A 24,064-nucleotide genomic window follows, 5' to 3' on the forward strand; every position below is an offset into this window, starting at 1 on the left:
CGCCCCGCACGCCCCGCCCGTCTGGAGACACTCATGCACCGTCCACCGCCCGGCCCCGTCGCCCGGCTCCGCCACCTGCGCTACGTGGAGCTGCGCACCCCCGCCTTCGCCGAGGCCGCCGGCTTCTACGAGGACGTCTGGGGGCTCGAGACCGTCGAGTCCGACACCGGCGCCCGCTGGCTGCGCGGCACGAGCGACGAGCACCACGTGCTGCACCTGACCGAGCACGAGCGGGTGGGTCTCGGCCGGATCGCCTTCGCCGTCGGCACGCCCGCCGAGGTCGACGGGGCGGCCCGGCGCCTGGAGGCGCGCGGCATCGTCCCCGTGCACGGTCCGGGGCCGCTGGAGCAGGCGGGCGGCGGGTACGGGGTGCGCTTCACCGACCCCGAGGGCCGTCTGGTGGAGATCAGCGCCGACGTCCACGCCGTGGTCCCGCGCGGCCGGGACGGCGCGGTGCCGGTGGGCGTCACCCACGCGGTGCTCAACACGACCGACATCGACGCGGCCGTGGCGTTCTACCGCGACGTCCTCGGGCTGCGGGTCTCCGACTGGTCGGAGCACCAGATGGCGTTCCTGCGCTGCAACGCCGACCACCACTGCATCGCGTTCAACCAGGCGGAGTGGACCTCCCTCAACCACGTCGCCTACGAGATGAGCTCGGTCGACCACTTCATGCGCGGCCTCGGCCGGCTCCGCCACCACGGCATCACCCCGCAGTGGGGCCCCGGGCGCCACGGCCCCGGCAACAACACCTTCTCCTACTTCACCGACCCCTCCGGGCTGGTCTGCGAGTACACCTCCGAGGTCGCCCAGATCGTCGAGGACGCCTGGATCGCGCGGGTGTGGCGGCGGGTGCCGGAGCTGTCCGACCTGTGGGGCACGGCCGGCCCGCCGTCGAAGGAGATCCGCTGCCACATGGCGGGCGCACCGGACCCCGGCCCGCTCGCCCCCGTAGACGCCCCGCCCGCCACCGGCCCGCGGGAACCGCAGGCCGCACCGCACGACACCCAGGAGGACGCCGCATGAGCACCGCACGCAAGGTGGGCGTCGTCGGCTGGGGCGCGATCGGCCGGGTCGTCGGCACCGCGCTCGCCGAGGGCCGGGTCCCCGGCGCGGAACTGGTGTGCATCGTCGACAACCGCCCCCTCGGCGAGGCCGCGCCGGCCCGGCAGGTCCCCTTCGAGGAGGCCCTGGAGCTGTGCGACCTGATCGTGGAGGCCGCGGGCCAGGGCGTCGTACGGGAGTGGGGCGAGCGGATCCTGGCCTCGGGCACGGACCTGCTGGTCGCCTCCACCGGAGCGCTGACCGACGACGGGCTGGCGAAGCGCCTGCTCGCCGCGGGCCCCGGCCGGGTGTACTTCACCGGCGGCGCCGTCGGCGGACTCGACCTGCTCCAGGCGGCCCGCTCGCTGGGCCCGCTGGACGAGGTCAGGCTCACCACCACCAAGCTGCCCGCCACCCTCGAACAGCCGTGGATGGACGAGGAGTTGCTGGCCCGCATGCGGACGGCGACGGGCCCGGTCGAGGTCATGGCGGGCACCGCCCGCGACGTGCCGGTGAAGTTCCCCAAGTCGACGAACGTGGCCGCCTCGGTCGCGCTGGCCGTCGGCGACCTGGACACTGTGCGGGTCCAGGTCGTCGCCGACCCGGCGGCGGAGCGCACCCGGCATGTCGTGGAGGCGTCCGGGCCGCACGGCGCGTACCGCTTCGAGGTCGCGCATCTGCCGGACCCGGGCAACCCCGCGACGAGTCAGGTCGTGCCCCACGCGGTGCTGCGCTCGCTGGGGGCGCTCGCCGGGCGGACGGGTCAGATCCTGTGACCGCCGCCGTCCATCTCACGGAGGCGGGTGAAGCGGGTCCGCTGCTGCTGTGCCTGCACGGCATCGGCTCCTCGTCCGCGGCCTTCGTGCCCCAGCTCGCCGAACTCTCCGCGTACGTCCGCGTCGTCGCCTGGGACGCACCCGGCTACGCCGCGTCGCCGGACCCGGACGGACCGCTGACGCTGGACGACTACGCGGACACCGCGGCCGCACTGATCCGGGCCCGCGGCGGCCGTGCCCACGTCCTCGGCGTCTCCTGGGGCGGGGTGATCGCGCTGCGGCTCGCCACCCGCCACCCGGAGCTCGTCGACTCGCTGATCGTGGCCGACTCCAGCCCCGGTTCGGGCACGGACGAGGCCAAGGCCGCGGCGATGCGGGCGCGGGCGGCCGAACTGGCCGAGCGCGGGCCGCGCGCCTTCGCCGAGGCCCGCGGGCCGCGCCTGGTGTCGCCGGGCGCGCCCGAGGAACTGGTGCGCCGGGTCGTCGACACCATGGCGGCAGCCGTCCGGCTGCCCGGCTACGCCCACGCGGCCGAGTCCATGGCCGGCGCGGACCTGCGCGCCGAACTGCCCTCCGTGACCGCTCCCCTGCTCGTGCTCTGCGGGGAGCAGGACACGGTCACCGGCGTCGACGCGAGCCAGGCGCTCGCGGGCGCCGTCCACAAGTCCGCCTTCGTGATCGTCAAGGACGCCGGTCACCTGGCCAACCAGGAGCAGCCGGGGCGCTTCAACGCCTGGGTGCTCGCCCATCTGCGGATCACCGCCGGTGTCCCCGACACCGCGGCCGCCACCGAACAGGAGCTGTCCTCATGCCTCTGACCACCACCGCGTACGACAACGGCGGCGACCTCTCCGCGTACACCGACTCCCTCATCGCGACCAAGGACTCCCGGGTCGCGGACTTCGGCACCCTCTCCTTCCAGGAGAAGGCGGGCCCGCAGTACCGCCGCGGCCAGATCCGCTACGTCGGCTCCGGCGCCACCGGCAACCACGAGAACGACAACCGCATCCTGCCGTCGGGCGGCTTCACCTTCTCCAACATGCTGCTGCCGCCCGGCGCCGAGGGCCCGGCCCACACCCACCACGACGTGGAGGAGGCGTTCTTCGTCCTGGAGGGCGAGGTCAAGGTCGGCATCCACCGCGGCCCCGACGAGGCCGAGTACCGCACCCTCGGCTACCGCGACATGATCGTCGTCCCGGCCGGGGTGACCCGTTCGCTGAAGAACGAGGGCGACACCGACGCCCTGTTCTGCGTCGTCATCGGCACGCAGAAGCCGCAGGTCCCGACCTACCCCGAGTACTCGCCGATGCACGGCGTCACCCGTGACTGACACCGCGGCCGGCGGTGCCCGCACCGTCGTCGTCACCGGGGCGGGCCGTGGCCTGGGACTGGCCATGGCCCGCCGGGCCGGCGCGGACGGCTTCCGGGTCGTCGTCGCCGAACTCGACCCCGAGCGGGGCGAGCGGGCGGCGGCGGAGCTCCGCGCCGAGGGGACGAAGGCCCGCTTCGTGCACTGCGACGTGGCCGACCCCGCCTCGGTGGACGCCCTCGCCGAGGCCGTCGCCGGGTGGGGCCCGCTGTACGGGCTGGTCAACAACGCGGCGCTCGCCAACGGCGTGGGCGGCAGGGAGTTCCAGGACATCGACGTCGCGGTGTGGGACCGGCTGATGACGGTCAACGCCCGCGGCCCCTGGCTGGTGGCCAAGGCGCTGTACCCGTACCTCGCCTCCCCCGGCCGGATCGTCAACATCGCGTCGGACGCCGCGCTGTACGGCTCCCCGCGCCTCGCCCACTACATCGCGTCCAAAGGCGCGGTCATCGCGCTCACCCGGGCGATGGCCCGCGAACTGGGCGACCGGGGCGTCACCGTCAACGCGGTCGCCCCCGGCCTCACCGAGTGCGAGGCCACCGAGACCGTGCCCGCCGAGCGGCACGACCTCTACCGCCTGAACCGGGCCGTCTCCCGCGCGCAGCGGCCGGACGACCTCATCGGGATCGTCTCCTTCCTGCTCGGCGAGGAGTCCCGCTATCTGACCGGACAGGTGATCGCCGTCAACGGCGGCTTCACCATGAACTGAAGCGCAGGAGCACCCATCATGGATCTGGGACTCGCCGGCCGCACGGTCGTGGTCACCGGCGGCAGCTCGGGCGTCGGCCTGGCCACCGTCCGCGCCCTGCTCGACGAGGGCGCCCGCGTCGCCACCTGCGGACGCGACGCCGGCCGACTGGAGAAGGCGGCCGCCGGCCTCGGCGCCGGGCCCGACCGGCTGCTGACCGCCGTGTGCGACGTACGCGACGCCGGCGCCGTGCGCGGCTTCGTCGAGCGCGCCGCCGGGGAGTTCGGCGGCGTCGACGGGCTCGTCAACAACGCCGGGCAGTCCCGGATGAAAGGGCTCGACGACTCCACGGACGAGGACTGGCGCGACGAACTGGAACTGAAGTTCGCCGGTGTGCTCAACCCGCTGCACGCCGCCCGGCCGTATCTCGCGGCGTCCGGCGCGGGCAGCATCGTCAACATCAACGCGGTGCTGGCCAAGCAGCCGGAGACCCGGCTGATCACCACCAGCGCCGCCCGCGCCGGCATCCTCAACCTCTCCAAGTCCCTCTCCGTGGAACTGGCCGGCGAGGGCATCCGGGTCAACTCGGTGTGCCTGGGGCTCGTCGACACCGGCCAGTGGACCCGCCGTCACGCCGCCGCCGGAGGCCCGCTGGGCTACGAGGAGTGGCAGGCGGAACTGGCCGCCGACCGGGGCATCGCCCTGGGGCGGCTGGGGCGGGCCGACGAGGTGGCGTACGCGGTCGTCGCGCTGCTGTCGCCCCGCGCCTCGTACATCACCGGCACCAGCATCGACGTCTGCGGCGGCGTGAGCCGCTCCATCCTCTGAGGAGACACCATGCGTTACGACAACGGAGGCGATCTCCTCGTCGCCGTCCTGCGCGAACTCGGCATCGACACCGTCTTCGGCATCGTCAGCGTGCACAACCTGCCGCTGGTGGAGGCCGTCGACCGCGAGCTGCGCTTCGTTCCGGTGCGCCACGAGGCGTCCGCGGTGAACGCCGCCGACGCCTGGGGGCGGGCCCGCGGCTCGATCGGCTGCGCGCTGACCTCCACCGGCACCGGCGCGGGCAACGCGGCCGGTTCGCTGATCGAGGCGCTCAGCGCGGGCAGCCCGGTGCTCCATGTCACCGGCCAGGTCGAGAGCGAGTTCCTGGGCAGCGGGCGCGGGTTCATCCACGAGACCAAGGACCAGCTCGGCATGCTGGAGGCCGTGTCGGCGTACGCGGCGAGCGTGCCGGACGCCGCGTCGGCGGGCCGGATCCTGCGCGAGGCGGCGCACGCGGCACTCGCCGTCCCGGGCGGCCCGGCCAGCGTGGAGTGGCCCGTCGACCTCCAGTACGCGGCCCAGAGCGACACTCCCGTGGCGCTGCCCCCGCAGGTCCTGCCCGTCCCCGGCGACGCCGGCCTGGCGGCCGCGGGCGCCCTGCTGGCCTCGGCCCGCCGCCCGCTGATCTGGGCCGGCGGCGGCGCCCGCACCGCCCGCGCCGAGCTCACCGCGCTGCTGGAGGCGACGGGCGCGGGACTGCTCACCTCCAACTCCGGCCGCGGCACGGTGCCCGAGGACCATCCGCAGGTCGTCGGCAACTTCGCCACCGCCCCCGCGGCCCGGGCGCTGCTCGCCGACGCGGACGTGCTGCTCACCGTGGGCACCCACTTCCGCTCCAACGAGACCGCCGACTACACGCTGGAGATGCCGGCCGCGCACATCCAGATCGACGCGGACGCGGCGGCCCTGGGCCGCGTGTACCCGGCCGCCCACGCGCTGCACGGCGAGGCGGCCGCCACCCTCGCCGCGCTGCTGCCGCACACCCGGGCCGCCGACGCCCCGTGGACCCGGCGGGTCACGGCCGTGCGCGAGGAGGTGCGCGCCGCGCTGTCCGAGGGGATCGGACCGCAGGCCGCGGTCCTGGCGGCGATCCGCGACGCCCTGCCCCGCGAGGCGGTCGTCGCCCGGGACGTCACCATCCCCTCCAGCAGCTGGGGCAACCGCCTGCTGCCGATGCACGACCCCCGCGACAACGTCTTCCCGCGCGGCGGCGGCATCGGCCAGGGCCTCGGGATGGGCATCGGCGCCGCGCTGGCCCGCCCCGGCGCGCCGACCGTGGTGATGGCCGGCGACGGCGGGCTCGCCGTCCACCTCGGCGAGCTGCTCACCCTCGCCCAGGAACGGCCCCGGCTGACGCTGATCGTCTTCAACGACGGCGGCTACGGGGTGCTGCGCAACATGCAGGACCGCTACGGCGAGCGGCGTTCCGGCGTCGACCTCGTCACCCCCGACTTCGAGCTGCTGGCCCGCTCCTGCTCGCTGCCGTACCTGCGGATCGCCGCCGAGGAGCACGCCGCCCCCGTCCTCGCCGAGGCCGTGGCGACCGACGGACCGGTCCTCGTGGAGGTCGACCTCGCGGCGCTCGGCCCGATGAAGAACCCGTTCACCCCGCCCGTCAGGATCCCGGGCCGGTAGGCCCGGAGCCGGTTCCGACGCAACACCCGTACTGCCCGACTGCCGGTAAGGAGGCACCAGGCCGATGAGCGACAACCCGTCCGAGCTGATCGTCCGCCGTATGACGTGGGAGGCCGAGGGCGTCCTGTCCGTCGAACTCGCCCACCCCGAGGGCAAGCCGCTGCCCGCCTGGACGCCCGGCGCCCACCTCGACGTCCATGTCGGCGGCCAGATACGCCAGTACAGCCTGTGCGGCGACCCCCAGGACCCGGACGTGTACCGGATCGGCGTCCTCAACGAGCCCTCCTCGCGCGGCGGCTCGCGCTTCGTGCACACCACCCTGCGGCCGGGACAGCGCGTCACCGTGTCCGAACCGCGCAACCACTTCGCGCTCGAGGACGCGGCGGGCTACGTCCTCGTCGCCGGCGGCATCGGGATCACCCCGCTGCTGGCGATGGCCCGCGAGGCGGCCCGCCGGGGCGTGGCGTGGCGGCTGGTCTACGGCGGCCGCAGCCGCGCCTCGATGGCCTTCACCGGTGAACTCGCCGCGCTCGGCGGCGATGTCACGCTCGTCCCGCAGGACGAGCTCGGCCACATCGACCTGGACGCGGCGCTCGGCGGCCTGCCCGACGGCACGCTGGTGTACTCCTGCGGCCCGGAGCCGCTGCTGGCCGCCGTCGAGGAGCGCTGCCCGGCCGGTCTGCTGCGGCTGGAGCGGTTCGCCGCGCCCGTCGTGGAACGCACCGGCGACGAGGCGTCGTTCGAGGTCGAGTGCCGCACCTCGGGCGTGACCTTCGGCGTCGGCCCGGACACCTCGATCCTGGAGGCCGCCGAGGCGGCCGGGCTGAGCGTGGACAGCTCCTGCCGCGACGGCATCTGCGGCTCCTGCGAGACCCGGGTGCTCGACGGCACCCCCGACCACCGCGACTTCCTGCTGAGCGAGGCCGAGCACGCGGCGGGCGCCAGCATGATGATCTGCGTCTCGCGGTGCGCCTCCGGCCGGCTCGTCCTCGACCTGTGACCCCTTCCGACCTTCGCACGCCCCTGGAGACACCGTGACCGACCCCGTGAACGGCGCCTGGCCGTACCTGGACGTCCACCAGTCCCGTACGCACGAGCCCACGCCGTACGAGTACAAGCTCGCCGCCACCCTGGAGGAGGTCTTCACCCACGAGGGCCACGAGCTCGCCGACGTGGTGCGCGGCCTCAACGCCCGCCAGGTGCACGCCGCCGACGGCGCCCCCTGGACCGAGGAGTCCTTCCGCGCCGAGATGAACCGACTGGGAGCCTGACCATGACGCTGTCGACGTCCGCCACCGCGGACCACATCTACGCCAACGGCCTGCGCAACCAGTGGCACGCCGTCGTCCCCTCCCGGTTCGTCGCCCCGGGCGGCATGCGCAAGGTGACCGCGCTCGGGGAGCAGTGGCTGCTGTTCCGCCGGTCCGACGGCACCCTGGCGATGCTCGCCGACCGCTGTCCCCACCGCGGCGCCCCGCTGTCGCTGGGCAAACACCTGGGCGACCGGGTGGCCTGCTGGTACCACGGCGTCGAGGTGGAGACCGACGGCACGGTCTCCTCCGTGCCCGGCCTGCCCGGCTGCAACCTGGAGGGGAAGAAGCTCGTCACCTCGCTCCCGGTCCGCGAGGTGTCCGGCGCGATCCTCGCCTGGTTCGGCGACGAGGAGCACCCGGAGCCGGCCGAGCTGACCCTGCCGGACCCGCTGACGGACCCGGAGGCGGACGCGTTCCTGTGCTACGCGGAGTGGGACGTGCCGTGGCGCTTCGCCATGGAGAACCTGCTCGACCCGATGCACGGCGCGTTCCTGCACCACGACTCCCACACGATGTTCGACGGCGACACCACCGCCAAGTTCCGCATCCGGGAGACCGACCGGGGCTACTTCTTCGAGAAGACCGACCAGCGGGGCGTCAACTTCGACTGGGTCGAGCTGTGCCGCACCGGCGTCGACTGGGTCGACCTGTCCATCCCCTACCCGCCGTCGGCGGGCCCCGGCGGGCCGTTCGGCATCGTGGGCATGGCCTGCCCGGTCGACGCGGGGCGCACCGGCGTCTTCTTCTGGCGCTACCGCCGGGTCCAGGGCTGGCAGCGGGACGCCTGGCGCTTCCTCTACAAGACGCTGATCGAGAAGCGCCACTGGGACGTGCTGGAGCAGGACCGCGTGATGCTGGAGGCCATGCCGGCCGACGCCGACCAGCGGGAGAACCTCTACCAGCACGATCTGGGCGTGGTGCGGCTGCGCCGCCTGTACCGGACGGCCGCCGAGGCCCAGTCCGCCTGAAGGCTCGGGGTCCGGGCACCCGCCCGGACCCCGCCGGGGCGCGCCGCCCCGGAATGCGCGCTCCTGTCGGCGGGGGTATCAAAGGAAGACCGTCACCTGATCGGAGCCGAGTGCCATGGACGACTACCCGCTCCTCAACGTCTTCCTCTCGATGCTGTGGTTCTTCCTGTGGGTCATGTGGTTCTTCCTCCTGTTCAAGGTGTGCACCGACATCTTCCGGGACCGCACCATGGGCGGCTGGGGCAAGGCCGGCTGGCTGGTCTTCGTGCTCGTCCTGCCCTATCTCGGCGTCTTCGTCTACCTGATCGCCCGGGGCCGGAGCATGGGCGAGCGGGACGTCGAGCAGCTCAAGGAGCAGGACGCGGCCTTCCGCGAGTACGTCCGCAAGGCCGCCGGCGGCCAGGGCGGCGGCAGCACGGTCGACGAACTGCACCGGCTCGCCGCGCTGAAGGACAAGGGCGACATCTCCCCGGCGGAGTTCGAGCGCGCCAAGGCCCAGGTGCTCGCCGGCGCGGGCGGCGGCCCGTCCGCCGGTGCCGCCGGCGCCACTGCGTCGGCCGGCACCCCCGGCGGACCGGCCCAGGGGGTCTGACGGCGCCGCCCGTTCCGGTGCGCGGCCCCTGGACGCAGGACGGCCCCGCGGCCCCTCGCCGCGGGGCCGTCCGGGCATATGATGGTCCGCCCGGCCGGACCGACGAGAAGTGGCAGGACGCGTGGCGCAGACGGTGAGCATCAAGGAAGTCGCCCGGCTCGCCGACGTGTCGGTCGGCACCGTGTCCAATGTGCTCAACCGGCCGGAGAAGGTGGCGGAGAGCACCCGGATCCGGGTCCAGACGATCATCGAGCAGACGGGGTTCGTCCGCAGCGAGTCGGCCCGCCAGCTCAGGGCGGGCAGCAGCCGCATGCTGGCCATGCTCGTGCTCGACATGGGGAACCCGTTCTTCGTCTCCGTCGCCAAGGGCGCGGAGCGCGCCGCCCGTGACGCGGGCCTCGGCGTGATGCTCGGCAACAGCGCGGGCAGCGGCGACGAGGAGGCGTACTACCTGTCGCTCTTCGCCGAGCAGCGGGTGCGCGGGGTGCTCGTCACCCCCGCCGACCACAGCGGGCACCATGTCCGCGAGTTCGCCCGCCACGGCATCCCGTTCGTCCACGTCGACCGGCTGGTCCCGGAGGCCGACGGCTGCTCGGTCTCGGTGGACGACGTGGCCGGTGGCACCCTGGCGGTGCGCCATCTGCTGGCCGCGGGGCACCGCTCGGTCACCTACATCAGCGGCCCGATGGGCCTGCCCCAGTGCCGCGACCGGCACGCCGGCGCGCTCGCGGCCCTCGCGGAGGCGGGGCTGCCGGCCGACGCGCTGCGGCACGTCGAGACGGCCCGCCTCGACGTCGCATCCGGCATCGACGCGGCCTCCCGCCTGCTCGGCCTGCGCGAACGCCCGACCGCGCTCTTCTGCGCCAACGACCTGCTGGCCCTCGGCGTGCTCCAGTCGCTGTACGCGGCGGGTGTCCGGGTCCCCGACGACATGGCGATCGTCGGCTACGACGACATCGAGTTCGCGGCCGCCGCCGTGGTGCCGCTGACCTCGGTGCGCCAGCCCTCCGCGCGCATGGGACGGACCGCCGCCGAGCTGCTGATCGAGGAGACCGGCGAGGACGCGGCGGAGCACCGGCACCGCGCGATCGTGCTCCAGCCCGAGCTCGTCGTGCGCGGGTCCACGCTGCGCCGCCCCGGCTGAGCCTCGGCGGCCGGCCGTCACCCCCGGCGGCCGCCCAGTGTCGAGTCCCTGACCACCAGTTCCGGCTGGAGCACGATCTGCTCGTGCCGGTGCGCCGCCGCCTCGTCCCCCGTCTCCTCGATCAGCAGCCGCGCCGCCGTGCGCCCGAGATGGAAGGCCGGCTGCCGCACCGAGGTCAGCGGGACGGCCGCCGCCGCGGCGAACTCGATGTCGTCGTACCCGACCAGGGCGACGTCGTCGGGGACGCGCACGCCCGCCCCGTAGAGGCTCTGGAGCACCCCGAGGGCGAGCATGTCGTTGGCGCAGAAGACCGCCGACGGCAGGGCGGCCATGCCCAGCAGCCGCGCGCCGGCATCCCGTCCTGCGGCGGCGTCCAGACGCGCGGCCTCCACCTGCCGCAGGGCGCCGGCCGGCAGACCGCTCTCCGCCAGGGCCAGCAGGGCGCCCTCGCGGCGGTCGCGGCACTGGGCGAGGTGCATCGGGCCGCTGACGTAGACGATCTCCCGGTGTCCGCGCCCCACCAGGTGGCGCGCGGCCAGCGCGCCGCCCGCGATGTCGTCCACGGACACCGAGCAGCCGTCGGCGCTGGGCAGGGCCCGGTCGACGCAGACGAACGGGATGCCGTGGCGCCGGAAGGCGGCGAGGTTGCGGCCGGTGGCGTCCGCGGGCGTCACCAGCACACCGCGGACCTCCTGCTCGCAGAAGAGGGTCAGGTACTCGGCCTCCTCGTGGGGGCTCTCCGCGCTGTTGCAGAGCATCACGCCGAGGCCCGCGTCACGGGCGGAGCGCTCGGCGCCCGCCGCGACGTCCACGAAGAACGGGTTGGCCATGTCGAGGACGAGCATCCCCAGGGTGCGGCTGCGGCCGGCCCTGAGCTGGCGCGCGGACTCGCTGCGGACGTAGCCGAGGCGTTCGATCGTCAGCAGCACGCGCAGCCGTGTCTCCTCGGCGACCGTCTCCGGGCGGTTGACCACATTGGAGACCGTGCCGAGCGAGACGCCCGCCTCGCTCGCCACGTCCTTCATGCCCACGCCGCGCGCCATCAGCCGCCCGCCTGCGCGGGGCGGGCACGGGGCACAGGCGCCGGCGCGGGCGGTCCGGGCATGACGGCTCCTTCGGGGTGCGTGGCGGCCGGGACGAGGACGGGCGGGCGCGGGGCCGGGCGGGTGCGGGGCCGGGCGGATGCGTGTGCGGCGGCGGGGCGGGGGCCGGCGGATGCGTGTGCGGCGGCGGGGCGGGGCTCAAGCCAGATGGAAGACCTCGGTCAGGGGCTTCATCGCCTCGTCGGGAGCCGCGCCGTCCAGCGCCTCGAAGAACCCGCCCATCTCGGCCTGCCAGCGCGCGTTCACGGACGTGGCGGCCATGGCCTCGCGCGCGGCGTCGAAGTCCTCGGTCTCCAGGTATCCGACGAGCAGCCCGTCCTCCCGCAGGAAGAGGGAGTAGTTGTGCCAGCCGGTCTCCGAGAGGGCCGCGCGCATCTCCGGCCACACCTCGGCATGCCGCTCGCGGTACTCGTCGATACGGTCCTCGCGGACCTTCAGCAGGAAGCAGACACGCTGCACTTCGGGCACCGCCCCACGGCTCGTCACCGTCGGGCCGCGCCCGGACCGAGCCGGCGACCCGCGATGAAAGGTTTCAATGGATCACTCCGGACGCTAACCGGCCGGACCCGCAGCGTCAATGGGCAGACCGGGACGACCGCTCGACCGCCGCCCGGCCTGGCCGACTCCACCCCGGAGCGGCACCGACCCCGCGACAGGGCACACCCCTCCCCCGCATGAAACGATTCACACACCCGGACCCCCGCCCGGCTCCGCGCACCCCGCCGAGCACGCCCGGATCGGGGCGGAAGGCCCTCCGGGCCGCCCCGCAATCCCCGGCGGGCGCGCGACGACAGCTGCGGCACCTCACCGCGTTGCCGAATCGCCCGAATACGCCCAGTACGAGGACGACCCTCCGCCTTGCGATGCGTCCCCTGTGCCCTGCGGGCCCGGGGAGGCCCCATGCATCTGACGCCGCACGCTGATCCGCCGGGCCTTGCGGGGCAGCCCTTAGACTCGCCGGATGGCGAAGTACTTCGACGTGCACCCCGACAACCCGCAACGGCGCATCATCGGCAGCGTGGTCGACGACATCCGCTCCGGCGCGCTCGTCGCCTACCCGACCGACTCCTGCTTCGCGCTCGGCTGCCAGCTCGGCAACCGCGCGGCGCTGGACCGGATCAGAACGATCCGCCACCTCGACGACAAGCACCACTTCACCCTGGTGTGCCGCGACTTCGCACAGCTCGGCCAGTTCGTGCACGTCGACAACGACGTGTTCCGCGCCGTGAAGGCCGCGACGCCCGGCAGCTACACCTTCATCCTGCCCGCGACGAAGGAGGTGCCCCGCCAGCTCCTGCACCCGAAGAAGAAGACGGTCGGCGTGCGCATCCCCGACCATGTCGTCACCCAGGCGATCCTCGCCGAGCTCGGCGAGCCGCTGCTCTCCAGCACCCTGCTGCTCCCCGACGAGGAGGAGCCGCTGACCCAGGGCTGGGAGATCAAGGAGCGGCTGGACCACGTGGTGGACGCCGTCGTCGACTCCGGCGACTGCGGCACCCGGCCCACGACGGTCATCGACTTCTCTGGCGGGGAGGCCGAGATCGTGCGCCGGGGCGCGGGCGACACCACGCGCTTCGAGTGACGCACCGGCCCGGCGCACGCCCGCGGGCGTGCGCCGGGACCCCCGATCCGCAGGGCCCGTGATCCCCGGCTCCCCGTCGCCGGCTCCCGGTCCGCCCCCGCAGGGACGGGTCTCGGTGCGTGCGCGGGATTCTCAGTAGGCGACGGGCCAACCGCTGCGCCAGTCCAGGAGATTGACGCCGAGCTTGGGCGTGCCGTTGTCCTGGGCGTCGTAGTAGTGGTACACGATCAGGTCCCCGTCGACGTCCTTCATGACCGACTGGCCGCCGGGGCCGACGACCGAGCCGTGCGACTCCAGGACGGGCGTCCCGCCGTTCTCCGTCATCCGGACACCGTTCCTGTCGGTGTACGGCCCCGTGACCTTGGTGGCGCGCCCGACCTTGACCTTGTACGTGGAGGCGGTACCGGCACAGCAGGTGTCGTACGAGGCGAAGAGGTAGTAGTAGCCGTTCCGCTTGACGACGAACGGCGCCTCGACCGCCTTGGTGCCGGTCGGACGGGAGGCCAGGGAGCGCCGGCCCGTGTCCGAGGCGAGCTGCTTCCCGGTCGAGGGGTCGATCCGGATCATCTTGATCCCGGTCCACCAGCTCCCGAAGGACAGCCACCACCTGCCGTCGTCGTCGACGAAGAGGTTCGGGTCGATGGCGTTGTAGTCGCTGGAGGAACCGGACGTGTACACGATGCCCCGGTCGGTCCAGCTGCCCGGCGCTCCGGTGGCGGAGACCGCGAGTCCGATGGCGGAGGTGTTGGAGCCGAAGGACGAGACGGAGTAGTACATCAGGTAACTGCCGCCGTGGTGCGAGATGTCGGGCGCCCACGCCTCCGGGACCGGCGAGTAGCGCGACCACCAGCCCGGCCGGGACGGGAAGGCGTCCGCCGTCGCGGTGAAGCCGATGCGGTCGGACGAGGTCTTGCCCGAGACGCCTCCGCCCGTGGCGTACAGCAGGTACTGCCCGGACGAGGTCCGGATCATCGACGGGTCGTGGGTGATCACGGACCCGGTGACATGGCCGGGATTCGGGTATGCGGACGCCGTGCCGGGAATCAGTGCGAGCAGCACCGCGGCGGGTAAGGCGAGAAGTGCGGTTCTCCTGCGATACACACGAGCCTCCTGTTCGACATTTCGAACATTGGTCATATATCTGAACGGACCGTAGAAGCGAACCCGTCACGCGTCAACCGCGTGCGCGGCATCGTCCCCGAACATCCACCACAAGAACCTCCTGCGGCGCCTGCTAGGATAGAAAGCGCTTGCCATTACCTGGCACCCCCAACAGCCGCTCCGGACTCCCTGTCGCGCCGGGTCCGGAGCGGTGAGAACCGATGCGCCGCCCACGCCGCGGCGGGCGCCGTGACGCACCGCACCCGCCCCGCCGGGCACACCGCGTCAAGATCAACAATCCGATTACTCACCGTCAGGAGTGACACGAAGAGTAATCGCCCCGAGGGCCGGGGATGACCGCCGTGCACAGCGTTCCCCGCCCTCACTCCGGGATGTACCCATGCGCCTCCCCATCGCCCTGACCGGCGTCGCCGCCCTCCTCCTCGCCCTGTCCGCCGCGCCGGGACCGGCCGCCGCCGCCGTGCCGGGCAAGGCGTGCTTCTGGTCCGAGCCGGGCCAGGCGGGGCACGCCTGGTGCTACTCTCCCGGCGGCTACGCGGAGGCCGGGCCGTCCGTCCGGCGCCATGCCCGGTCGTTCGACAACCGCTCCGGCGGCAGCGTCCACGCGATCCACTTCGGCGACCGGGGCTGCTTCCACCGGGAGTTGCGCGTCGACGACTACGACGACGACTGGACGGCCTGGGCGGCCCGCCTCGACGGCGTGAGCGACACCACGATGGGCTGCGCGCAGGGCTGAGACGACGATGCCACGCCCCCGACCGCGCCCGCCGCGCGCCGTGCTGACCGCCCTCGTACTGCTCGTCTGCACGGCGGCCTGCGCCGCGCCCCCGGCTCCCCCGCGCCCCGACGATGTCGTCAGGGCGGCCCAACTGCGGCTCACCGACGCCTGCCTGACCCGGCAGGGCCTCACCCCGCCCCGGCCCGGGGCCGCTCCCCCGCCGGAACGGGAGGCCCTGCGGGTGAGCGACGCGCTCTTCGGGGCGGGGAGCGCCGAGCTCTCCCTCACCCTGGCCACCGGACACGAGATCCGCGCCCACACCGACGGCTGCCTCGCCGCGGCCCACCGCAGGCTCTACGGCGACGAGCGGGCCTGGTTCCGCGCGTCGGCCGTCGTCAACAACCTCAAGGCCGAGGCCGCGCACCGCGGCACCGATCTCGCCTCCGTCCGCCGCACCCACCGCGCCGAGGTCGCCGACTGGGAGCGGATGCGCGTCCGCGCGCTGCGGCAGGCCGAGACCCTGCTCGACCGGCCGTCCGGCCGGTGACATCCACCCGTACGACATCAGGAGCCACTTTCGTGATCAAGCACCGCACCGCCCTGCTGACCGCCGCCCTGCTGGCCGCCGGAGCCGCGCTCGCCACCACGGGTTCCGCGCAGGCGGCCCAGTGCCCGAGCGGCCACTTCTGCGCCTGGACGGACGCGAACTACGGCGGCCAGCGCGCCAACTGGTCGGGCGACGACCACGACTGGGAGCCCGGCATCCAGGACCTGGACTCGTCCTGGGCCAACCACGGCATCTCCGGCCCGGGCATCAAGGACCACGTCCAGGTGTACGAGAACCCGGGACTGATCGGTCTCGGCACGGTGTGCCTGGCCCCGGGCCAGGAGATCGCGCACGACGGGTGGGGCAACGACAGCGGGGACTCCCACACCTGGACGATGGGCTGCTGAGGGTTCCGCTCCCGCCCGCGCGTGACGCGCGGGCGGGAGCGGGGGCGCGGTCGTCGCGCCACGGCCGTCCGAGCCGGGCCGCCTCGGCCCCGGCCTCCCGGCTCAGCCGCCTCAGCCCAGTCGTACGGTGATCTTCTGGGTGGCGCCGGCCGTGCCGGTCAGGCTGCCGAAGGTCAGCCGCAGCGATCCGCCGGTGGCGGCCGACGCGACCGTCCCCGGGCGGGACAGCACGGCGGCGACCGGCCGGTTCCAGGTGACCGTGAGCGAGGTCGCCTGCCGCGCGGGATCCGCCACGCACACCACCGCGGTGCCGTTGCCCCGTTCCCGCACCGTCACCGCGCACGGCGCGCTCGCCGTCAGGGTGCCGGCCGTCCCGGCGGCGAAGAAGTTGGCCGCGGTGAAGCGGGCCGACGGCACCCGCACGCCCTGGACGTCGCCCGTGTTGGCGAGCACCTGCATCCAGGAGTTGTCGGCGGCGCGCTGCGCGGTCCTCGCCGCGGACGCCCCGGGCAGCATCTGGTAGGCGTAGGCCGCGTTGACCGGGTCCGTGCCGTGGTCGGCGAGGAGTGTCAGGTAGCGGCGGGTGACCGGGGTCGTCGCGCAGGTCTTGTTGATGTCGCTCCAGCGCCCGGTGCGTGCTTCCCGCAGGCCCCTGACGCCCGCGGTGCCGCCGAGCACATAGCCGCCGAAGCCGCCGATGTGCGCCCAGCGGGCGCCGGTGAGCGGGGCGGACCAGGGCGCGGCGGCGGGCATGGCCCTGCCGTCGACGGTCAGCGGGTGGGCCCCGTTCGCCCCGAGGTTGCGGTTGTCGATCACCGACTCCACGGCGGTGCCGTCGGTGCAGGTGATCCCCGCGCCGAGGCACACGACGGTGTCGTCGACGAAGAACCAGGACTTCTTCGCCTGCAGCGTGCTGCCGAGCCCTCGCAGGTGCTGCCCGATGCCGGCCATGGTGCCGTCGGTGGCGCCGCCCACCCAGTCCACGGCGGGACGCGACGCGCCCCAGTCGCCGCCCGCGGCGTCGGCCAGGCGCTTGGCGGACGTGGTGGTGCCGGGCAGCCGGTAGGGGTCGACGGTGGCCCAGAAGGCGTCCGAGTACTGGCCGTTGCCGTAGGTGTCGCCCCACCAGTAGAGCATTCCGCTGCCGGTGTGCCAGCCGCGCAGGTTCTCGGTGTTGCCGGTCTCGTAGTGGGTGATGCGCCGCGAGGCCATGCTGAGGGACGCCGTCCAGGTGGGCCGCCGGTGGACGGCGCGGTCCATCGCCGCGAAGAGCCGGTGCCCGGCCGGCTGCCCGGCGGCGGGGACGGAGGTGTCGTTCTGCACCCCGGCGAGCCAGGCGAGCGAGGCGAGGGAGAGGGTGCGGTCCTCCAGGACGGGGCTGTAGTGGTCGCGGCGCATCCAGCCCTTCACCAGGCCGCGCCAGCGCGCCCGTTCCGCGCTGCTCGCGCCTTCGGCGAGCAGCACCACGGAGGCGAGGATGCCGTGCCCCCGGGTGTGGTCGTCCTGCTGGATCCCGCGCGGGTCGGACAGCATGATGCCGCGGCTGATGCCGCGTCCGCTGACGCCGTCCATGATCAGCCCGTTGTGGATCAGCGGCGCCCAGGCGTGCTCCACCGCGTCCAGCACGATCTGCCGGGCGGGGTCGGTCACGGCATAGGGCGAGCCGGTGAGCAGGGCGAGGAGCAGTCCGATGCCGCCGAGCAGCACGGCTCCGTAGCTGCCGGTGTAGGGGACGTAGGTGTGCTGGACGAAGGACCCGTCGGTGTAGAGGCCGTCGCCTGTGCTGACGTACGGGAAGACGGGCGAGAGCGCGTCCCTGGCGAGGGCGGTCTTGGCCGGGTCCTGCCCGACGACGCCGCGCAGGGCCAGCACGCGGCAGAGGTCGACCCGGTTGGCGCCGGTGCTGGTGCCCGTGTAGGAGGCGACGGCGGAGTCGGGGACGAAGTGGTCCACCGCGGCGCAGTAGGCGGCGAGCCGGTCGGCCGGGATCGCGTCGTACATCAGCACGCAGAGGTCGAGCAGGCGCTGGGGCGCGCCGATCTGCCAGCTCCACCAGTTGCCGTAGGGCGCCTGGGCGGCGTTGTAGGCGCGGTCGTGGAGGTGGTCGAGTCCGGTGAGGATGCCGGCGGCGAGCGCGGGGTCGCCGGTGAGGCCGGTCCCGGCGCGGACGTAGGCCTCGGCCATGGTCCGCAGCCGCGTGTAACTGTCCACCAGGCGGGCGGAGTAGCCGTAGGACTCCGTGTCCTTGTCCGGGTCGGGGTCGCCGAAGTCGAGGTCGGGCCAGAGCCATCCGGTGGCCGGCGCCATGGCGCCGAGGTGTCCGGCCGCCTCCGTGCCCAGTTCGCGCAGGCGGGTGGCGAAGGGCTCGGCGGTGGGGCTGAAGCTGGTTCCGAGGACGAGGTCGCGCCAGACGGCGCGCAGCGCGGCCCAGTCGTCGGCGGTCGCCGCCGCGGCGTCCGGCGACGGCGGTGCGGACGGGGCGGCAGAGGCGGACGGGGCGGCGGCGGCCTGGCCGGCGGCGCCCAGGGCGAGCGCGGCGCCGCCGGCGGCGTGCAGTACACCGCGGCGGGTCCAGGAAGGGGTCATCGGGTCCTCCGGTGGCGGGAAGAGCAAGTGACCGCTTTCTAGCAATGGACAAGTTTTCAATCAATGGATACGACACGATCAATTTTCGATCCTTCGGGATCGTTCGATCAGATCGGGTGCCGGAAGGGGACGGACCGGGACATGCCGATACCGGCCGCCGGGTCCGGCGGCCGGTATCGGCGCGACTGCCGGCAGGGGCGCCGGTACGGAGGGAGCCGTCCGGTCAGCGGCGCAGCAGCGCCAGTTCGCGGTTCATCTCGGCCAGGAAGCGGACCACGACGCGGAGTTCGGCGGGGGTGAAGCGCCCGCGGGCGGCGTCGGTGCCGCGCGCCAGCGGCATGAAGTAGTCGCGGGCCAGCTCCTTGGCCGCCTCGGCGTAGTGGAGGTGCACCACCCGGCGGTCGTCGGCGGAGCGGACGCGCCGGATGTGCCCCGTCCGCTCCAGCCGGTCGAGGCAGGCGGTCATGGCGCCCGAGGTGAGGTTGAGGCGCTTGCGCAGCCGGCCGGGCGTCATGGGCTGCCCGGCCTCGGCCCCCGCATCGGCGTCGCTCTCGCTGTCGGCGTCCAGGATCGCGATCAGCGCCTGGACATCCGTCAGATGCAGCCCCTGCGCGTGCGCGAACTCCTGGGCGATCCGGTTGAACTCGCCGTTCATCCTGCGCAGCAGCACGGCGAACTCCTGGAGCCCGGTCGGGTCCGGAGCGGGGAGCGGGGAGGGGAAGCCGTCAGTGGTGCGCATCGACCCAGTCTAATATTTCTCTACAACGGACAAAATCGACCATCAAGGCATTTGACCAGGATACCGTCCGGAAATCACCGGGCCCTGACCGGGCCCGGCGACGTCCGGCTCATGGACAGGGGTGTTCCGCGTCCCCCCAGGTCCGGCGTACGTCGCCGCGCGCGACCGTTCCGCACAGCAGCACCGTCCGGGCGCCCCCGACCCCGCCGCGCTCGACCGCTATCAGCTTCCGCTCGCTCACCCGCCCGCCGCCCGCGGCGCCGTGCGCCTCGATCCGCCCGGTGGCGCCGTCGACCCCGCCCCCGCCCAGGCCCTGGTAGAGCACCGCCTGGAGGAGGCTGCGGTCCAGCCGCTCGTCGTGGCCGCCGGTGCCGCGCCACGCCTGGTCGACGCCCTCCGCGAGATAGCGCATCGCGTCCCAGGCGAGCGCCACATGGGCGTCCTGCCGCATCGCCCCCGTCCGGCTGCCGTGGTCCCCGGCGTACGTGCGGTCGTACGCCGCCAGGAAGGCCGCCGCCTCACCGCTGACGTCGGACAGGGCCGGGGCGCGGCCGTGCGAGACGTAGTACAGGCTCAGGCCGCCGAAGACCTCCCAGGGGCGCCGCTCCTCGGTGAGGGCGTTGGTGACGTCGTCGCCGCCGAGCACGGCGAGCCGGGGGCAGTCCCGGGCGTCCCGGCTCAACTCCTCCAGGAACAACTGGAAATGGCTGCCCCGGCCGGCCCACACCACGGCCGTGCGCGGCTCCTCGGCGACGGCCCGGCACACCTCGCGGGCCAGGTCCTCCACCGCCGCGACCTGCGTGCCGGACGGCGCTCCGGGCAGGGCCGAGGGCTCGGGCGAGTCCGTCGGCGTGTACAGCAGCGACTCGGTGCGCGACGCCCCGTACGCGGCCCGGAAGGCCGAGGCGAGGCTGGCGCTGTACGCGTCCGACGGGTCGGCGACCAGCCGCACCCGGACGGCCGGCCCGCCGTCCGTCATGGGGGCGTGCGCGGCGAACGCCGCCATGACCCGCCCGGCGCGGGTGTCGGTCGGCGCGGTCTGGTAGTAGTGACCGCCCTGGCGCAGCAGTTCGTCGGCGGTCCCCGAGGTGCCGACCATCGGCAGCCCGGCGGCGTCGAAGATGCGGATCGCGTCGTAGGTGCGCCGCCTGCTCTGCCCGAAGCCCACCACGCCGACGATCGAGCGGTCCCGGGCGGCCAGTTCGACGATCCGGTGGGCGACGGCGGGCGCGTCCCGGAAGCGGTCGCCGGCGTTCGCGGCGAGGACGCGCAGCGGGACGCGCTCGCCCGAGCGCAGCGCCTGGGTGTTCACGTATGCCTGGGCGAGGGCGAGCCCGCGCAGCTCGGCGAGGGTGCCGCCGCGGACGGGGTCCTCGGCGTCCTTGCCGCCGCTCAGCGGGCCGAAGTAGACGACGGTCCGGGCGCCGGGCCGCGGGTCGTCGCCGTCGCGGCCCGCGAGTTCGCTCTCGACCTGCTTGTTCTGTCGCTCGATGCGCTGCAGCACGTCCCGCACGGCGCGCTCGCTGTCGCCGGTGGAGAACGACGCCGCGCCCTCCGCCACGCCGACGCACTGCCCGTCGGTGCCGAGGAACGTGGACCCGAGGCACGGGTCGGGGCCCGTCGGGTCGAACGGGACACCGGTGACCAGGCCGCCCACCACGGCCAGGGCCAGCAGGCCCCCGACGGCGGCCACGCCCACCTCGGTGCCGGGCCCCCACCGGGTCGCCGGCGGGGCGAGCGTCGGCCAGCGCCCCAGCCAGTAGGTGGCCGCCTGGTCGTCCGCGGCCTCCTCGGCGACGGGCACCACCATCCCGGAGGGCCGCCCGGGCGGGGTGCCGCGCTGGGCGATGTTGGCCAGATCGGCGCCCGCCGCGGCGAGTCCGGGCACCTCGATGTCGGGGATCCGGCTGGCGAGCGTGCGCACCCCGGCCGCGACGGCCACCACCGAGGTGCACCGCAGGTCCTCCATGGCGGCGCGCAGTTCCCGCAGGAAGCGCTGGAGGCTCGACTCGGCCGGACCCGCCTCCTCCACCAGGATCACGAAGCGGCTGACGCGCCGCCGGCGCCACGGACCGAAGAGCCGCTTGCGGGCCGCGGCCTCCAGATCGGCGAGGAGCGCGTGCACCAGGATGCGGTCGAGCTGCTCGGGGTCGCCGTCCGGTCCGCCGCCGACCAGGTCGACGGCCGAGCGGAAGAAGTCGGACGGCGGTGTGCCCTGCTGCTGGCGCACCCACTCCGCGTACCAGCGCCGTCCCCCGGCACGGCTCCGGCCCAGCATCCGGCGGCCCGCCCGCCGGCCGTACAGGGCGCGCGGCAGGCGCTGGAAGAGCGGGCCCGCCACGAAGTTCCACAGCAGTTCGAGCAGGGTCCCGCCACTGGCCTGGTCCCGGCCGCCGAGCCACCACAGGCCGCGGGCGAGCCCGGAGACCTCACGGTGCGCGGCGTAGCAGTGGTCGCGCAGTTCGCCGGGGCGCCGCTCCATCAGGCCCTCGACGGCGGGCGCCGTGACGACCGCGCGCAGCAGCCGGTACGAGGGCAGCCGCAGCCGTCCGGTGCCGCGCGGCATGGTCGCGTCGAGCTGGTAGGCGATCTGCTCGTAGAGGTCGAGCGGCGGCGCGGCCGGGTCCGCCGAGGCCCCGTCGAGGTAGGCGTGCGGGGCGAGACGCCCCTCCCGGCCGCGCAGCCGCGAGCGCAGCCCTGCGACGATACGGCGCCCGGCCTGCCCGTCGCCCGGCTCGCTGAGCAGCACCACCGGCACCCTGCTGCGGGTACGGCGCGGCTGCACCACGAGCGTGTCGAAGGCGTCGACGAATTTCTCGACGCCCGGATAGGCCGGCACCCGGCTCTGTTCCCCCGCGGACATGACGTCTCCCCCTTCACGTGATCACGTGAGCGTCAAGGGTCGTGCCCCGCGCGGACGCCGCGCAACCGCCCCGTCACAGGACTGTGGCAGACCCTTACGATGGCGATCATGGTGGAGTTCGAGCTGTGCGCGGCGTCGGCCGGCGACGTCGAGACCCTGGCCGGGATACGGGCGCAGGCGATGCGGCCGGATCTCGAACGGCTGGGCCGCTACGACGACCGGCGGGTGCGGCAGCGCCTGCGCGACGCGTTCGTGCCCGCGCACACCTGGACGGTCCGGGTGTCGGGCGCCCTGCTCGGCTGTGTGGCGCTGCGGCCCGAGGGCGACGGCTACTGGCTGGAGCACTTCTACCTGGCGCCCGAGCTCCACGGCCGGGGCGTCGGCTCCGCCGTGCTGCGCGGGCTGCTGGCGCGCTGCGACGCCGAGAACGCCACCGTGCGCCTGAACGTGCTGGTGGGCAGTCCGGCCGCCCGGCTGTACGCACGGCACGGCTTCACGGTCGAATCCTCGGACGCGGTGGACGTGTTCATGGTCCGCGTCCCCTCCCGTGACGCGGCCTCCGCCGGTGAAGCGGTCCCGGCCGTGACCGGACCGGCGGCGCGCTGAGCAGCGGCGGGCGGCGGCGGGCGGGAAGACGCGCACGGCAGGCAACCGGAGCGGGGCGGACCGCGTCATCCTCTGCGATGAGACCGCCCCCGGACTTCAGGAGACCACCGTGAGCGAGAAGGCGCGCAAGCTGTTCGACGCGCTCGACCTCGACGGCGACGGGACGCTGACCCGGGCCGAGGTGATCACGGCGCTGCGCACCAAGGGGCCCTCCCTGGCCGCCTCGGGCGATCTGCCCTTCTGGGGCGTCACGGACGCAGACGGCTCCTCGGCGCTGTTCGACGCCGCCGACCAGAACGGCGACGCCGTGCTGACGCCTGAGGAGTTCGCCTCGGTGGTGAACCGCCGGTTCGGCTGGAGCTGACCCGCCCCGGCCGCACGGCGCCCTCCCGGGCCCGGCCGCCGGTCAGGAAGTGGCGCGCTCGGGGGTACCGGTGTCCGCCAATGTCCGGGCGAGCTCCGTCCGGGCGAGGGCGAAGACCCCGACGGCGACCAGCGCGACGCCGCACGCCTGCGGCACGGCCCACCAGCCGGTGCGAACGTGCTCCTCGTACAGGGTGATGCCCAGGGCGAGGCTGACGGTGGCGTCGCCGAGGGTGAGCGCGGGCTGGGAGGCGACCAGCGGTCCGGCCTGCATGGCGTGCTCCAGCAGAAAGAGCGCGCTCGCGCCGAAGGCGGCGAAGCCGTAGGTCTGCCAGGTGGTGAGGAAGGCGGCGATGCCGTCGTCGTCGAGGATGTGCATCGACTCCTTCATCAGCGCGGCGGTGACGGCGTAGCCGATGGCGGTGGCCGACGCGAGGCACGCCGCCCGGGCCCGCCCCTCGGGCTGCCGCAGCGCGGCGGCCACGAGCAGGGCCATGGCGCCCGCGCACACGGTGAGGGCGACGATCCAGCGGTCCAGCGGCACCTGCGTCCGGTTGCCGGACGGGTCGGCCGCCGCCAGCGCGGTCGCGAGGCCGACGACGACGGCGGCCACGGCCGCCCAGGCGCGGGCGGGCAGTCCGGTGCGGAACATCAGCGAGGCGATCATCAGGGCCAGCGGCAGTTCGAGGACGAACAGCGGCTGCACGATCGTCAGCGGTCCGGTGGCCAGCGCGACCGCCTGGCAGACGCCGGCCGCGACGACCGCCACGATCCCGGCCAGCCACACGGGCCGGTGCAGGAGGTCGAGCAGCAGCCCGGCCCGCAGCCCGTCCGACCGGGGCACGCTCAGCGCCGCCTTGCGCTGGAGCACGGTGGCGAGGGCGTTGCTGAGCGCCGCGAGCAGTGCGAACAGGACCGGCAGCAGCAGATGCACGGTGATGGCCTTCCCGGGTCGAGGTACCTGGCCGGCGGCCGTGGGGGCGACGGCCGCCCGGTACACGATGGGCCGCCGCGGGGCGGGCGCCGCGGATTGCTCCGACAGCGGGCACGGGCACGGGGCGGGAGGATTGC

25 protein-coding genes are annotated in these 24,064 nt (G+C 74.2%); 18 read left to right on the top strand and 7 right to left on the bottom strand.

Annotated elements, in window-relative coordinates; all coding sequences use genetic code 11:
• Positions 1-33: 33 nt before the first annotated feature.
• The 12 genes from JE024_RS03515 (at position 34) to JE024_RS03570 (ending at position 10,357) form a co-directional block, all read left to right on the top strand.
• Complete coding sequence (locus JE024_RS03515; RefSeq protein ID WP_205372152.1) at positions 34-1,026, top strand: VOC family protein; 993 nt, start codon at positions 34-36, stop codon at positions 1,024-1,026.
• Entirely contained in the window at positions 1,023-1,820 is a 798-nt protein-coding gene (locus JE024_RS03520; protein WP_205372153.1) for an aspartate dehydrogenase domain-containing protein, read from the top strand. The genes JE024_RS03515 and JE024_RS03520 overlap by 4 nt, the downstream gene beginning before the upstream one ends.
• A complete protein-coding gene (locus tag JE024_RS03525) occupies positions 1,817-2,638 on the top strand; it encodes an alpha/beta fold hydrolase (RefSeq protein WP_205372154.1) in 822 nt (273 codons plus the stop codon). The genes JE024_RS03520 and JE024_RS03525 overlap by 4 nt, the downstream gene beginning before the upstream one ends.
• Complete coding sequence (locus JE024_RS03530; RefSeq protein WP_205372155.1) at positions 2,629-3,150, top strand: cupin domain-containing protein; 522 nt, start codon at positions 2,629-2,631, stop codon at positions 3,148-3,150. Before JE024_RS03525 ends, JE024_RS03530 begins: the two co-directional genes overlap by 10 nt.
• Positions 3,143-3,898, top strand: a complete 756-nt coding sequence (locus JE024_RS03535) for an SDR family oxidoreductase (RefSeq protein ID WP_205372156.1) — start codon at positions 3,143-3,145, stop codon at positions 3,896-3,898. The genes JE024_RS03530 and JE024_RS03535 overlap by 8 nt, the downstream gene beginning before the upstream one ends.
• An 18-nt stretch (positions 3,899-3,916) precedes the next feature.
• Positions 3,917-4,705: an SDR family oxidoreductase gene (locus tag JE024_RS03540; protein ID WP_205372157.1), complete on the top strand. Its 789-nt coding sequence runs from the start codon at positions 3,917-3,919 to the stop codon at positions 4,703-4,705.
• 9 nt (positions 4,706-4,714) lie between these two features.
• Positions 4,715-6,340: a thiamine pyrophosphate-binding protein gene (locus JE024_RS03545; RefSeq protein ID WP_205372158.1), complete on the top strand. Its 1,626-nt coding sequence runs from the start codon at positions 4,715-4,717 to the stop codon at positions 6,338-6,340.
• A 64-nt stretch (positions 6,341-6,404) separates the two neighbouring features.
• Complete coding sequence (locus tag JE024_RS03550; protein ID WP_205372159.1) at positions 6,405-7,340, top strand: PDR/VanB family oxidoreductase; 936 nt, start codon at positions 6,405-6,407, stop codon at positions 7,338-7,340.
• 34 nt (positions 7,341-7,374) lie between these two features.
• Positions 7,375-7,611: a recombinase-like helix-turn-helix domain-containing protein gene (locus tag JE024_RS03555; RefSeq protein ID WP_244882570.1), complete on the top strand. Its 237-nt coding sequence runs from the start codon at positions 7,375-7,377 to the stop codon at positions 7,609-7,611.
• A gap of 2 nt (positions 7,612-7,613) precedes the next feature.
• On the top strand, positions 7,614-8,621 hold the full coding sequence (locus JE024_RS03560) for a Rieske 2Fe-2S domain-containing protein (RefSeq protein WP_205372160.1): 1,008 nt from the start codon (positions 7,614-7,616) through the stop codon (positions 8,619-8,621).
• Between the two features lie 115 nt (positions 8,622-8,736).
• Complete coding sequence (locus JE024_RS03565; protein WP_205372161.1) at positions 8,737-9,213, top strand: SHOCT domain-containing protein; 477 nt, start codon at positions 8,737-8,739, stop codon at positions 9,211-9,213.
• Between the two features lie 121 nt (positions 9,214-9,334).
• Complete coding sequence (locus JE024_RS03570; RefSeq protein WP_205372162.1) at positions 9,335-10,357, top strand: LacI family DNA-binding transcriptional regulator; 1,023 nt, start codon at positions 9,335-9,337, stop codon at positions 10,355-10,357.
• A gap of 17 nt (positions 10,358-10,374) precedes the next feature.
• On the opposite strand, the gene JE024_RS03575 is transcribed toward JE024_RS03570, so the two are convergent.
• On the bottom strand, positions 10,375-11,400 hold the full coding sequence (locus tag JE024_RS03575; RefSeq protein WP_205372163.1) for a LacI family DNA-binding transcriptional regulator: 1,026 nt from the start codon (positions 11,398-11,400) through the stop codon (positions 10,375-10,377).
• Between the two features lie 198 nt (positions 11,401-11,598).
• Positions 11,599-11,919 carry an L-rhamnose mutarotase gene (locus JE024_RS03580; RefSeq protein WP_205376356.1) on the bottom strand — a complete coding sequence of 107 codons (321 nt, stop codon included), beginning with the start codon at positions 11,917-11,919 and terminating at the stop codon, positions 11,599-11,601.
• A 502-nt stretch (positions 11,920-12,421) separates the two neighbouring features.
• Here JE024_RS03580 and JE024_RS03585 point away from each other — a divergent pair.
• Entirely contained in the window at positions 12,422-13,042 is a 621-nt protein-coding gene (locus tag JE024_RS03585) for an L-threonylcarbamoyladenylate synthase (protein WP_205372164.1), read from the top strand.
• Positions 13,043-13,174: 132 nt separating this feature from the next.
• Here JE024_RS03585 and JE024_RS03590 read toward each other — a convergent pair whose 3' ends face one another.
• Complete coding sequence (locus JE024_RS03590) at positions 13,175-14,143, bottom strand: arabinan endo-1,5-alpha-L-arabinosidase (RefSeq protein ID WP_244882571.1); 969 nt, start codon at positions 14,141-14,143, stop codon at positions 13,175-13,177.
• 400 nt (positions 14,144-14,543) lie between these two features.
• Between JE024_RS03590 and JE024_RS03595 the strand changes: the two genes are divergently transcribed.
• Genes JE024_RS03595 through JE024_RS03605 form a run of 3 tightly spaced genes read left to right on the top strand, consistent with a single transcriptional unit; the run spans position 14,544 to position 15,836 of the window.
• Entirely contained in the window at positions 14,544-14,900 is a 357-nt protein-coding gene (locus JE024_RS03595) for a hypothetical protein (protein ID WP_205372166.1), read from the top strand.
• Positions 14,901-14,907: 7 nt separating this feature from the next.
• The gene (locus tag JE024_RS03600; protein WP_205372167.1) at positions 14,908-15,429 is read left to right on the top strand and encodes a hypothetical protein; all 522 of its coding nucleotides are present in this window, start codon (positions 14,908-14,910) and stop codon (positions 15,427-15,429) included.
• 35 nt (positions 15,430-15,464) lie between these two features.
• Positions 15,465-15,836: a peptidase inhibitor family I36 protein gene (locus tag JE024_RS03605; protein WP_205376357.1), complete on the top strand. Its 372-nt coding sequence runs from the start codon at positions 15,465-15,467 to the stop codon at positions 15,834-15,836.
• A 111-nt stretch (positions 15,837-15,947) separates the two neighbouring features.
• Here the strand turns inward: JE024_RS03605 and JE024_RS03610 are convergent, their stop codons facing one another.
• The 3 genes from JE024_RS03610 to JE024_RS03620 form a co-directional block, all read right to left on the bottom strand.
• Positions 15,948-18,422: a polysaccharide lyase 8 family protein gene (locus JE024_RS03610; protein WP_205372168.1), complete on the bottom strand. Its 2,475-nt coding sequence runs from the start codon at positions 18,420-18,422 to the stop codon at positions 15,948-15,950.
• A 223-nt stretch (positions 18,423-18,645) separates the two neighbouring features.
• Positions 18,646-19,161 (bottom strand): MarR family winged helix-turn-helix transcriptional regulator, encoded by a 516-nt coding sequence (locus JE024_RS03615; RefSeq protein ID WP_205372169.1) that lies wholly within the window; start codon positions 19,159-19,161, stop codon positions 18,646-18,648.
• 109 nt (positions 19,162-19,270) lie between these two features.
• Complete coding sequence (locus JE024_RS03620) at positions 19,271-22,024, bottom strand: type 1 periplasmic-binding domain-containing protein (RefSeq protein WP_244882572.1); 2,754 nt, start codon at positions 22,022-22,024, stop codon at positions 19,271-19,273.
• 108 nt (positions 22,025-22,132) lie between these two features.
• Between JE024_RS03620 and JE024_RS03625 the strand changes: the two genes are divergently transcribed.
• Together JE024_RS03625 and JE024_RS03630 are read left to right on the top strand one after the other, a co-directional pair.
• Complete coding sequence (locus tag JE024_RS03625; RefSeq protein ID WP_205372170.1) at positions 22,133-22,630, top strand: GNAT family N-acetyltransferase; 498 nt, start codon at positions 22,133-22,135, stop codon at positions 22,628-22,630.
• A 67-nt stretch (positions 22,631-22,697) separates the two neighbouring features.
• Positions 22,698-22,994: an EF-hand domain-containing protein gene (locus JE024_RS03630; RefSeq protein WP_280521569.1), complete on the top strand. Its 297-nt coding sequence runs from the start codon at positions 22,698-22,700 to the stop codon at positions 22,992-22,994.
• 42 nt (positions 22,995-23,036) lie between these two features.
• Here the strand turns inward: JE024_RS03630 and JE024_RS03635 are convergent, their stop codons facing one another.
• Positions 23,037-23,927 carry a DMT family transporter gene (locus tag JE024_RS03635; protein ID WP_205372172.1) on the bottom strand — a complete coding sequence of 297 codons (891 nt, stop codon included), beginning with the start codon at positions 23,925-23,927 and terminating at the stop codon, positions 23,037-23,039.
• Between the last annotated feature and the right edge of the window lie 137 nt (positions 23,928-24,064).

It is taken from the genome of Streptomyces zhihengii, from assembly GCF_016919245.1.
Lineage (GTDB): Bacteria > Actinomycetota > Actinomycetes > Streptomycetales > Streptomycetaceae > Streptomyces > Streptomyces zhihengii.

What these genes read in the sequence shown, in the direction of transcription:
- JE024_RS03515 (WP_205372152.1), top strand. Translation starts at nt 34, where the DNA reads ATGCACCGTCCACCGCCCGGCCCCGTCGCCCGGCTCCGCCACCTGCGC.
- JE024_RS03565 (WP_205372161.1), top strand. Translation starts at nt 8,737, where the DNA reads ATGGACGACTACCCGCTCCTCAACGTCTTCCTCTCGATGCTGTGGTTC.
- JE024_RS03575 (WP_205372163.1), bottom strand. Translation starts at nt 11,400, where the DNA reads ATGGCGCGCGGCGTGGGCATGAAGGACGTGGCGAGCGAGGCGGGCGTC.
- JE024_RS03530 (WP_205372155.1), top strand. Translation starts at nt 2,629, where the DNA reads ATGCCTCTGACCACCACCGCGTACGACAACGGCGGCGACCTCTCCGCG.
- JE024_RS03520 (WP_205372153.1), top strand. Translation starts at nt 1,023, where the DNA reads ATGAGCACCGCACGCAAGGTGGGCGTCGTCGGCTGGGGCGCGATCGGC.
- JE024_RS03595 (WP_205372166.1), top strand. Translation starts at nt 14,544, where the DNA reads ATGCGCCTCCCCATCGCCCTGACCGGCGTCGCCGCCCTCCTCCTCGCC.
- JE024_RS03625 (WP_205372170.1), top strand. Translation starts at nt 22,133, where the DNA reads ATGGTGGAGTTCGAGCTGTGCGCGGCGTCGGCCGGCGACGTCGAGACC.
- JE024_RS03585 (WP_205372164.1), top strand. Translation starts at nt 12,422, where the DNA reads ATGGCGAAGTACTTCGACGTGCACCCCGACAACCCGCAACGGCGCATC.
- JE024_RS03610 (WP_205372168.1), bottom strand. Translation starts at nt 18,422, where the DNA reads ATGACCCCTTCCTGGACCCGCCGCGGTGTACTGCACGCCGCCGGCGGC.
- JE024_RS03540 (WP_205372157.1), top strand. Translation starts at nt 3,917, where the DNA reads ATGGATCTGGGACTCGCCGGCCGCACGGTCGTGGTCACCGGCGGCAGC.
- JE024_RS03560 (WP_205372160.1), top strand. Translation starts at nt 7,614, where the DNA reads ATGACGCTGTCGACGTCCGCCACCGCGGACCACATCTACGCCAACGGC.
- JE024_RS03545 (WP_205372158.1), top strand. Translation starts at nt 4,715, where the DNA reads ATGCGTTACGACAACGGAGGCGATCTCCTCGTCGCCGTCCTGCGCGAA.
- JE024_RS03615 (WP_205372169.1), bottom strand. Translation starts at nt 19,161, where the DNA reads ATGCGCACCACTGACGGCTTCCCCTCCCCGCTCCCCGCTCCGGACCCG.
- JE024_RS03600 (WP_205372167.1), top strand. Translation starts at nt 14,908, where the DNA reads ATGCCACGCCCCCGACCGCGCCCGCCGCGCGCCGTGCTGACCGCCCTC.
- JE024_RS03620 (WP_244882572.1), bottom strand. Translation starts at nt 22,024, where the DNA reads ATGTCCGCGGGGGAACAGAGCCGGGTGCCGGCCTATCCGGGCGTCGAG.
- JE024_RS03550 (WP_205372159.1), top strand. Translation starts at nt 6,405, where the DNA reads ATGAGCGACAACCCGTCCGAGCTGATCGTCCGCCGTATGACGTGGGAG.